Source organism: Frigoribacterium sp. Leaf44 (assembly GCF_001421865.1).
GTDB lineage: Bacteria > Actinomycetota > Actinomycetes > Actinomycetales > Microbacteriaceae > Frigoribacterium.
In genome coordinates, this window is the sequence record NZ_LMLG01000010.1 from 114,308 (window position 1) to 123,578 (window position 9,271).

Sequence of the window (9,271 nt, forward strand, 5' to 3'; positions counted from 1 at the left end):
GTCCGTGTCGGGCGGGCGTCTCAGGACGCCCGTGCCGGACGGACCCGCCCGTTCTGCGTGCGGCCGCGTCGTGCGTGCGGCCGCGTCGGCGTGCCGCCGCGTCGTGCGTGCCGTCCGGGCGCCGCCCTCAGTCGGCCCTGCGGGTGGCGCGCACGACCACGTCGGCCACGTGCCGGACCTCCCCGTCGGGGCCCGTCATGTCACGCGGCCGCACCTCGGCGACCTCGACCCGCCACGCGTCGGGGGAGAGCCTGCCGACCACCTCGCCGACGGTGAAGAGCATGCCCGGATCGCCGTGCCTCCCGGTCCCACCCGGCAGGGCGTCGGCGTCGTGCCCGACGACCAACAGCGTGCCGCCCGGCGCCACGGCGTCGGCCAGCGCCGTGAACAGCCGCTCGCGGTCGACGAGCGGCAGGTGCATGAAGTGCGCCGTGACCAGATCGAAGGAGGCGCGGGTCGGGCTCCACCCGGTCAGATCCGCCTGCTGCCAGGTGAGGCGGGCCGGGTCGACGTCCTCCCGCTCGCGAGCGAGGGCGGCCGCCTTGTCGAGGGCGTTCTGCGAGATGTCGACGCCCGTCACCCGCCAGCCCCGCGAGGCGAGCCAGAGGGCGTCGCCGCCCTCGCCGCTGCCGACGTCGAGTGCGCGACCGGGGGCCAGCTGTGCGACCTCGGCGACGAGGGCGGCGTTGGGGCGTCCGCTCCAGGCGCGGCCTGGCTGCCCGTAGCGGTCCTCCCAGTAGTCGCGGTCGAAGACGGGGTGGGCGTGCCCGTTCCCGTGTCGCTCCTGCTCCCGGTGGTCCTGGGGCTGCTGCCCTCGCTCTGCCTCGCTCATGCGTCGATCCTCTCTCCGGTGCGCAGGGTGGCGATGGCCGCCGCGACCTCTGCCGTGACCAGGTCCATGTTGATCGCGGCGCCGGCCATCGTGCCCGCCGCGGCCACCGCGACGACCTGGGCCATCGGTTCGGTGACGTTGCCTGCTAGCCACACCCCGGGCACGGCCGACCGACCGGTGAGCGGCTCGATCGTGGCGAGGTGGGTGCCGACGCCGGCGGGGTGCTCGGTCGCCTCGAGTCCGAGGTCGGCGAGGAAGTCCGCCCGCGAGCGCACCCGGGCCATGACGGCCAGGGCGCCGACGTCGACCGTGCGACCGTCGTCGAGCGTCACGCCGGTGAGGACGTCGTCCTCGACCCGCAGGCGCGCGACCGGGCCGTCGACCACCGTGACCCCGCGGGCCCGCAACTGCTCGGCCTGCTCGTGGTCGGGCGTGAACGAGTCGTTCGTGAACAGCACGATGTCGCGGCTCCATTGCCCGAAGAGCAGGGCCTGGTGCATCGCGAACGGGCTCGTGGCCAGCACGCCGATCACGCGGTCCTGCACCTCCCAGCCGTGGCAGTACGGGCAGTGCACGGCGTCGCGGCCCCAGCGCTCGGCGAGGCCGTCGACGGCGGGCAGCTCGTCGACGAGCCCGGAGGTGACGAGGAGGCGCCGGGCACGCACCTCGGACGCGTCACCACCCGGGGTGGTGACGGTCACGACGAAGGGTGCGGCGGGGTCGTCGTCGCGGCGGACGCGGGTCACGGTGCCCGTCGTGATCGCGCCTCCGTACGCTTCGACCTCGGCGCGACCGAGGCGGGTGAGCTCGCGCGGGGCGACCCCGTCGCGGGTGAGGAACGCGTGGACGCCCTCGGCGGGGGCGTTGCGGGGCCGGTCGTCGTCGACGACGAGCACATCGCGGCGGGCGCGGGCCAGCGAGAGCGCCCCGCTGAGCCCGGCGGGGCCGCCGCCGATCACGACGACGTCGTGGACGGTGTCGACCGGGTGGGTGTTCTGGTTCATGGTGTGACCTCCTGACCCGATCCTGCGACGTCGAGCGTCAGTCTGGCAATCTGCGTTGCCGTAATGGCAAGATGACGGACATGAGCCATCCGACGAACACCCCCGGCGCCGACACCGCGAGCACCGACGACGTCCTCGCCGCGGTCGGCCCGCGCCTGCGTGCCCTGCGTGCGCGGCGGGGCGTGACCCTCGCCGAGCTGGGGGAGCGCACCGGCATCTCGGTCAGCACCCTGTCCCGGCTCGAGTCGGGGCTCCGGCGGCCGACCCTCGAACAGCTGCTGCCGCTCGCCCGCGAGCACGGGGTGCCGCTCGACGACCTGGTCGGGGCGCCCCAGACCGGCGACCCGCGCGTGCACCTCAAGCCGCGGCAGCAGCACGGCATGACGGTCGTGCCGCTGTCGCGCGGCGGCGGTGCGATCCAGGCCTTCAAGATGGTCATTCCTGCGGACTCGCCTCGGAGCGAACCCGTGCTCCGCACCCACGAGGGCTACGACTGGCTGTACGTGCTGCGGGGGCGCGTCCGGCTCGTGCTGGGCGACCTCGACCTCGTCCTGCCGGCAGGCGAGGCGGCCGAGTTCGACACGCGCACGCCGCACTGGTTCGGTCGCGCCGACGACCGGGCCGTCGAGGTGCTCAGCCTGTTCGGCCGCCAGGGCGAGCGGCTGCACCTGCGCACCGCGCCCGCCTCGCCCGGGACCGACTGACGTCACCGGTGCCGGTGCCGGTGCCGTTCCCGGGCGGGTTCGCCGGAGCAGGGCGTCCCCGACGGCCCGGGGCCGCCGAACACGCCCGCCGGTCGAGTGACGGCGCCTGGTTCGCCCGGCTCGTGTGGTGTGCCGAACCCGACTCCCGAGCCGCCGCGGGGCGTACCGAACCCGACTGCCCAGCCGCCGCGGGGCGTGCCGAACCCGACAACGGGCGGCGCCGACGACGCTTCCGACCGGAGATGAGCGGCGTGTCGGCCGTCGGGTGTCGCAAAGTGCACAGCGGGGGGCGCGCCCGCCTCGCCCGGGTGAGGCGTCCCGGGGTGTCGGTGGCGCCTCCTAGGCTCGGGGCGGGCGTCCAGGCCGCGTCCCGACAGAAGGAGTCCGCGTGTACCTCGACGACGACCGGGTGGTCACCAGCCCGTCCGACCTGACGACCTGGGCCGCGTGCGAGTGGTCGTTCCTCCGGCGGCTCGACGCGAAGCTCGGCCGGGTCGACGCCGTCGCCGACGCGTCCGACGACATGCTCGACCGCACGGCCCGGCTCGGCGACGCCCACGAGCTGCGGTACCTCGAGGCGCTGCGGGCGACCCGTGACGTCGTCGAGTTCGAGCGGCCGGCGCCCTCGGGCTACGCGGCGGCCGCCGAGGAGGCACGGCTCGCCATGGCCTCCGGGGCCGACGTGCTGTTCCAGGCGACGTTCTTCGACGGATCGTTCATCGGCTTCAGCGACTTCGTGGTGCGCACCGACGACGGCACCTACGAGGTCTACGACACCAAGCTCGCCCGCCACGCGAAGATCCCCGCCCTGCTGCAGGTGGCCGCCTACACCGACCAGATCCGCGCGCTCGGGCTGCCCTCGGCCGACACCGTGCGCCTGGTGCTCGGCGACGGCAGCGAGAGCGTCCACGAGGTCGCCGACGTGTTGCCGGTCTACCGCGTCCAACGCGACCGGCTGCGGGCCGCCCTCGCCGAGCGGCTGGCCGCCGACGGGCCGCTCGCCTGGGGCGACCCGGGCGTCACGGCCTGCGGGCGCTGCGCGGCCTGCCAGGCCCAGGTCGACGAGCACCGCGACCTCGTGCTCGTCGCCGGCCTGCGCGGCGAGCAACGTCAGCGCCTGCACCTGGCCGGCGTCGCCACGATCGACGAGCTCGCCGGGTCGGACGGGCCCGTGGCCGGCATCGGGGCGACGGCCCTTGCTCGGCTGCGGGGGCAGGCCCGAGTGCAGCTCGCCACCGAGCGCGACCACACCGGCGCGCCCGCGGTCGAGGTCGTCGACGCCGACGCCCTGCGGACGATCCCGCGGCCCGACGCCGGCGACGTCTTCTTCGACTTCGAGGGCGACCCGCTCTACACCGAGGGCGACGGGCGGGCCTGGGGCCTCGACTACCTCTTCGGGCTGGTCGAGGCCGACGGCACCTTCCGGGCCTTCTGGGCGCACGACTTCGCGGGCGAGCGGCAGGCGCTGATCGACTTCCTCGACTACCTCGCCGAGCGCCGCCGACGCTTCCCCGACCTGCACGTGTACCACTACGCCTCGTACGAGCGCAGCCACCTGCTCTCGCTGGCGGCGCGCCACGGCGTCGGCGAGGACGCGGTCGACGACCTGCTGCGCGACGGCCTGCTCGTCGACCTCTACCCGGTCGTGCGGCAGGCGTTGCTGGTCGGGTCGCACAGCTACTCGCTCAAGAAGCTCGAGCCGCTCTACATGGGCGACGACCTGCGGCAGAGCGACGTCAAGACGGCCACCGCCAGCATCACGATGTACGTCGACGCCATCGCCGAACGCACCACGGGCGACGCGGCGCGGGGTGACCTGATGCTCGACGAGGTCCGCGACTACAACGAGTACGACTGCCGGTCGACCCTGCGGCTGCGCGACTGGTTGCTCGAGCTGGCCGACCGGCACGGCACCCGGGGCGACGACCCCGAGGGCCCGACCGCGCCCGACCCGCTCGAACTCGCCCGCGTGCCCCGCGAGCCGAACCCGGTCGCCGTGGGCCTCGCGGCGCACGTGGCCGACGTCGACCCGCTCGACCGCACCCCCGACCAGACCGCGATCGCCCTGGCGGCGTCGGCCATCGACTACCACCGCCGCGAGGCCAAGACGTTCTGGCAAGAGCACTTCGACCGCCTCCGCAACCCCGTCGACGACTGGGCCGACACCCGCGACGTGTTCGTCGTCGAGACGGCCTCGGTCGAGCGCGAATGGCAGAAGCTGCCCCGGGCCCGCAAGCTCAGCCGCGAGGTGCGGCTGCGCGGTCGCCTCGCGCCCGGTAGCCGCCTCACCGAAGGAGGCGCGCCCTACGCGGTCTACGACGCCCCCGTCCCGCCCGGGGTCGCCTCGCTCGGCCCCGCACTGCGTGGTGCCGTCGGGTCGACGGTGGTCGAGGCCGGCCCGAACGGCGACCGGCACGAGGTCGTGCTTCTCGAGCGCGTCACCGGCGACGACGACCGGCACGACGCGTTCCCGGTCGCGCTGACGCCCGCCGCGCCTCCCCGGGCCACCCCGCAGCCCGAGGCGATCGCCGAATGGGGTGGGCACGTGCTCGACGCCCTGCCCGAGATGCTGCCCGATCCGGCGTTCGACCTGCTGCGGCGGCAGCCACCGCGTCGGCGGTCGGGCGGCGGGCCCGCACCCGTGGTCGGCAACGACACCGTCTCGGCCGTCGTCGAGACCATGCTCGACCTCGACCGGTCGTACCTGGCGGTGCAGGGCCCGCCCGGCACGGGCAAGACCTACGTCGGTTCGCGGGTCGTCGCCCGGCTGGTGCGTGAGCACGGCTGGCGCGTCGGCGTCGTGGGGCAGTCGCACGCGGTGGTCGAGAACGTGTTGCGTGCGGCGATCACGGCCGGGGTCGATCCCGAGCGGGTGGGCAAGGTGCCGAAGTCGGGCACGACCGCCGAAGAGGCCGACGAGCAGCCCTGGCGCACCCTGAAGTCCGGCGGCGAGGCCGCGTTCCTCGCCGAGGCCGACGGTGGGGCGGGCAGTACCGGGGTCGACGGCGGCGGGCAGGCCGTGGGGGCCGTGTTCGGGGCCACCGCCTGGGGGTTCGCCAACGCCGACAAGGTGGCCCGCGCCTCCCTCGACCTGCTGGTCGTCGACGAGGCCGGGCAGTTCTCGCTCGCCTCGACCGTGGCGGCCTCGGTCGCCGCGACGCGATTGCTGCTGCTCGGCGACCCGCAGCAGCTACCTCAGGTCAGCCAGGGCAGCCACCCCGAGCCGGTCGACGAGTCGGCCCTGGGCTGGCTGGCCGACGGCCACGACGTGCTGCCGGCCGAGTACGGCTACTTCCTCGCCACGACCTGGCGCATGCATCCGGCCTTGTGCGCCCCGGTCAGCGAGCTGTCCTACGGCGGGGCCCTGACCGCCCATGCGTCCGACCGCCGACTCGACGGCGTGAGGCCCGGGCTCCACGTCGAACCGGTGACGCACGTCGGCAACACGACCTCGTCGGTCGAGGAGGCCCGGGCGGTCGTCGAGATCGTGCGGTCGGTCGTCGGGCTCGACTGGTCGGACGCCGACGGCACCCGGCCCCTGACCGCGGCCGACGTCATCGTCGTCGCGCCGTACAACGCCCACGGGGCCGTGCTGCGCGAGCACCTCGACGCGGCCGGCTTCGACGAGACGCCCGTCGGCACGGTCGACCTGTTCCAGGGTCAAGAGGCCGTCGTGGCCGTCGTCTCGCTGGCGGCGTCGAGTGCCGCCGACATCCCGCGCGGGCTGGACTTCCTGCTGATGCCGAACCGGTTGAACGTGGCCCTGTCGCGGGCGAAGTGGGCGGCGTTCCTGGTGCACTCCCCGCTGCTCGCGACGGGGTTGCCCACCTCGATCGCGGGGCTCGGGCTGCTGAGCGGATTCTTGCGGCTGACCGGGCAGGGCCAGCCAGCCGTCGAGGGCTGAGCCGGTCCGTGCGGTCGGGCCGGCGGACGGGCTAGCGGACGGGGCGCCGCGTCAGCACCTCGGCGCCGTCCTCGGTGATGGCGATCGTGTGCTCGCTGTGGGCCGTCCGGCAGCCCGTCGCGCTGCGCAGCGTCCAGCCGTCGGCGTCCGTGACGAGCTCGTCGGTGTCGGTCATCACCCACGGTTCGAGCGCGAGCAACAACCCGGGCCGCAGCCGGTAGCCCCGCCCCGGGCGCCCGGTGTTCGACACGTGCGGGTCCTGGTGCATGGTCGAGCCGATGCCGTGGCCGCCGAACTCGACGTTGATCGGGTAGCCCGCGTCCGACAGCACCGAGCCGATCGCGTGCGACAGGTCGCCGATGCGGGCCCCGGGCCCGGCCGCCGCGATGCCGGCCTCGAGCGCCCGCTCGGTCGTCTCGATCAGACGGACGCTCTCGGCCGGACGCGAGTCGCCCACGACGAAGCTCACGGCCGAGTCGGCCGCCACCCCGTCGAGCACGACGGCGAGGTCGAGCGTCAGCAGGTCGCCGTCGACGAGTCGTCGGTCGTGCGGCAGCCCGTGCAGCACCGCGTCGTTCACGGCCGTGCAGACGTAGTGGCCGAACGGGCCTCGGCCGAAGGACGGTGCGTAGTCGACGTAGCACGAGACCGCCCCGGCCTCGTCGATCATCGTCTTGGTCCACGAGTCGACGTCGAGCAGGTTCGTGCCGACGGTCACCCGGTCGCGCAGCGTCTGCAGGATGGTGCCGACGAGTGCGCCCGTCGCCCGGGCCCGCTCGATCTCGGAGGGGTTCAAGATCTCGATCATGGGTGTCCTACCGTTCGCGTGCCGAAGATCATCCCGGTAAAGGTATCCCACTCGGGCCTCCGGCGCACTACGCTCGGGGCATGGTCCGTCTGCCGCTCACGCCCGCCGAGATCGAACGCGGTCGCCGCCTCGGGGTGCTGCTGAGGCGGGCCAGGGGCTCCCGGCCGATGCTTCAGGTCGCCCTCGACGCCGGGCTGTCGCCCGAGACCCTGCGCAAGATCGAGACCGGTCGAGTCGCGACGCCGGCCTTCTCGACCATCGCCGCGATCGCCGCCGTCGTCGGCGTCTCGCTCGACGACGTCTGGGCCGAGATCACGCGCGACGGGGCCGGGGGAGCAGCGGACGCACCGTCCGTCGTCGACGCGGCCCGCGCCTCCTGACCCCGTCGAGGTGTCGCTCACGTGTCGGGGCGACAGGCACGTCGTGACGCCTCGGTCACCCGAGGAGGCGCGGTGTCAGCCCTGCGGACGCGCCAACGACCCGAGGTCGAGCCGGGTCGACACCTCGTGCCAGACGGCCTCGGCGAGTTCGTCGGTCGACCGGTCGGCGTCGACCGTGACGACGACCTCGTCGGCCCGCTCGATGGCCTCGGCGTAGCGTTCGCGGGCTGCCCGGAGCCGCTCGTCGACCTCGAACCGGTCGGTCGTCGTGCGTCCGCTCGCGAGGCGCTCGAGGGCGACCTCGGGCGAGACGTCGAGGTAGATCGTCAGGTCGGGCAGCATCAGGTCGGTGCTGATGGAGTTCGACGAGGCGATCCACTCGCTGCCCACGTCGGACGCCTGGTAGGCCTGTGACGACAGGTGGTACCGGTCGCAGAGGACGGTCGTGCCCCGCTCGACGATGCCGAGCATGCCGTCGTGGGCGTTGGTGATGTGGTCGAGGCGGTCGGCGACGAAGAGCGACGCGATGACGCGGTCGTCGAGGTCGACCCGGCGGTTGAAGCCGTTGCGGATCAACGTGCCGACGGGGCCGTTGGTCGGCTCGGCCGTCTGGTGCACGGGCACCCCGGCGTCCTGGAGGCGGGCGGCGAGCAGGCGTGCCTGCGTCGACTTGCCCGACCCGTCGATGCCCTCGAACACGATGAACGCCCCACGGGCTGCCTGTTCCGTCACCCGACGAGCCTACCGAGCGCCGGACCGGCCGAGGCGACGGCCGCGTCGCACGACGAGGTCGTGCTGCGGTTCGGTGCGTCCGCCCGACGGGCGACACCCCAGGAGGCGCGGTGAGGTCCCCGATCCCGCCCTCGACGTCTCCGGTCAGCACACGGTGGTGAACGATGCAGGGTGCGCGGTCACCGGTGATCGGTGCGGGGCTGAGTGGTGACGACGTGAGTTGTGGCGCTGCCCTCCGCGCCTGCAGGGTGACCGGGATGACCGCCGGTCTCGGTTCGTGCTCGCCCCGGTGACGTCTACCGACTCACCGCGCAGGTCAGTTCTGCAGCTCGGCCTCCCAGTTGGTCTTCTGGATCTCGACGTCGAGCTCGCGGAGGTCCTTGGCGACGGCGTCGGCACGGTCCCGCAGCTCGGCGACCGGAAGGGCCGAGAACATCCGCAGCTCGCTGCGCAGCTGGCGGTAGCCGCCGGAGGCGCCGCGGGCCGCGTCGGAGGCGTTCGCGAGCAGGGCGTGGGTGGCGCGCAGGGTCTCGCGGCGGGCCAGGGCGGCGGTCATCGTGCTGCCGTCGGCGAGGGTCGTGCGCGCGTTGGTGAGGTTGATGCGCACGACGAGCGACTCGAGGGCGGTGAGGGTGTCGACCGCCTGGCGCAGCAGCTCGGCGGCGTCCTCGATGGGCTCCTCGCCCTCCTGGTAGCGGGCGTTCGCGGTGACGCGATCACGCAGCTGGTCGACCCGGTGCTGGGCGTCGGACCGTTGCAGAAGGGCTTCGGCGAGCTTCATGGTGAGCGATCCTACGCAGGTCGGATGCGCCGCGGGTCGTCCGTGTCGCCGGCGCCCGGTCGCCGGTCGTTCATCGGACACCTGCTTGGGCCCGTTTTATCCGACTGGGATCAAGTGGCGCCTGGC

General features: G+C 73.9%; 8 protein-coding genes. 3 read left to right on the forward strand and 5 right to left on the reverse strand.

Annotated elements, in window-relative coordinates; all coding sequences use genetic code 11:
• Positions 1 to 127: 127 nt before the first annotated feature.
• Complete coding sequence (locus ASE87_RS15600) at positions 128 to 832, reverse strand: bifunctional 2-polyprenyl-6-hydroxyphenol methylase/3-demethylubiquinol 3-O-methyltransferase UbiG (RefSeq protein ID WP_082452736.1); 705 nt, start codon at positions 830 to 832, stop codon at positions 128 to 130.
• On the reverse strand, positions 829 to 1,836 hold the full coding sequence (locus ASE87_RS15605) for an NAD(P)/FAD-dependent oxidoreductase (protein WP_056230300.1): 1,008 nt from the start codon (positions 1,834 to 1,836) through the stop codon (positions 829 to 831). The genes ASE87_RS15600 and ASE87_RS15605 overlap by 4 nt, the downstream gene beginning before the upstream one ends.
• A gap of 80 nt (positions 1,837 to 1,916) precedes the next feature.
• On the opposite strand from ASE87_RS15605, the gene ASE87_RS15610 reads away from it, so the two are divergent.
• On the forward strand, positions 1,917 to 2,540 hold the full coding sequence (locus ASE87_RS15610; RefSeq protein ID WP_056230303.1) for a helix-turn-helix domain-containing protein: 624 nt from the start codon (positions 1,917 to 1,919) through the stop codon (positions 2,538 to 2,540).
• 388 nt (positions 2,541 to 2,928) lie between these two features.
• On the forward strand, positions 2,929 to 6,444 hold the full coding sequence (locus ASE87_RS15615) for a TM0106 family RecB-like putative nuclease (RefSeq protein ID WP_056230305.1): 3,516 nt from the start codon (positions 2,929 to 2,931) through the stop codon (positions 6,442 to 6,444).
• A gap of 31 nt (positions 6,445 to 6,475) precedes the next feature.
• On the opposite strand, the gene map is transcribed toward ASE87_RS15615, so the two are convergent.
• Positions 6,476 to 7,252, reverse strand: a complete 777-nt coding sequence (gene map, locus ASE87_RS15620) for a type I methionyl aminopeptidase (protein WP_043594844.1) — start codon at positions 7,250 to 7,252, stop codon at positions 6,476 to 6,478.
• A gap of 80 nt (positions 7,253 to 7,332) precedes the next feature.
• Between map and ASE87_RS15625 the strand changes: the two genes are divergently transcribed.
• The gene (locus ASE87_RS15625) at positions 7,333 to 7,632 is read left to right on the forward strand and encodes a helix-turn-helix transcriptional regulator (protein WP_056230308.1); all 300 of its coding nucleotides are present in this window, start codon (positions 7,333 to 7,335) and stop codon (positions 7,630 to 7,632) included.
• Between the two features lie 75 nt (positions 7,633 to 7,707).
• Here ASE87_RS15625 and tmk read toward each other — a convergent pair whose 3' ends face one another.
• On the reverse strand, positions 7,708 to 8,364 hold the full coding sequence (gene tmk / locus ASE87_RS15630) for a dTMP kinase (RefSeq protein WP_056230311.1): 657 nt from the start codon (positions 8,362 to 8,364) through the stop codon (positions 7,708 to 7,710).
• A gap of 316 nt (positions 8,365 to 8,680) precedes the next feature.
• The gene (locus tag ASE87_RS15635; protein ID WP_056230313.1) at positions 8,681 to 9,145 is read right to left on the reverse strand and encodes a DIP1984 family protein; all 465 of its coding nucleotides are present in this window, start codon (positions 9,143 to 9,145) and stop codon (positions 8,681 to 8,683) included.
• Positions 9,146 to 9,271: the final 126 nt, after the last annotated feature.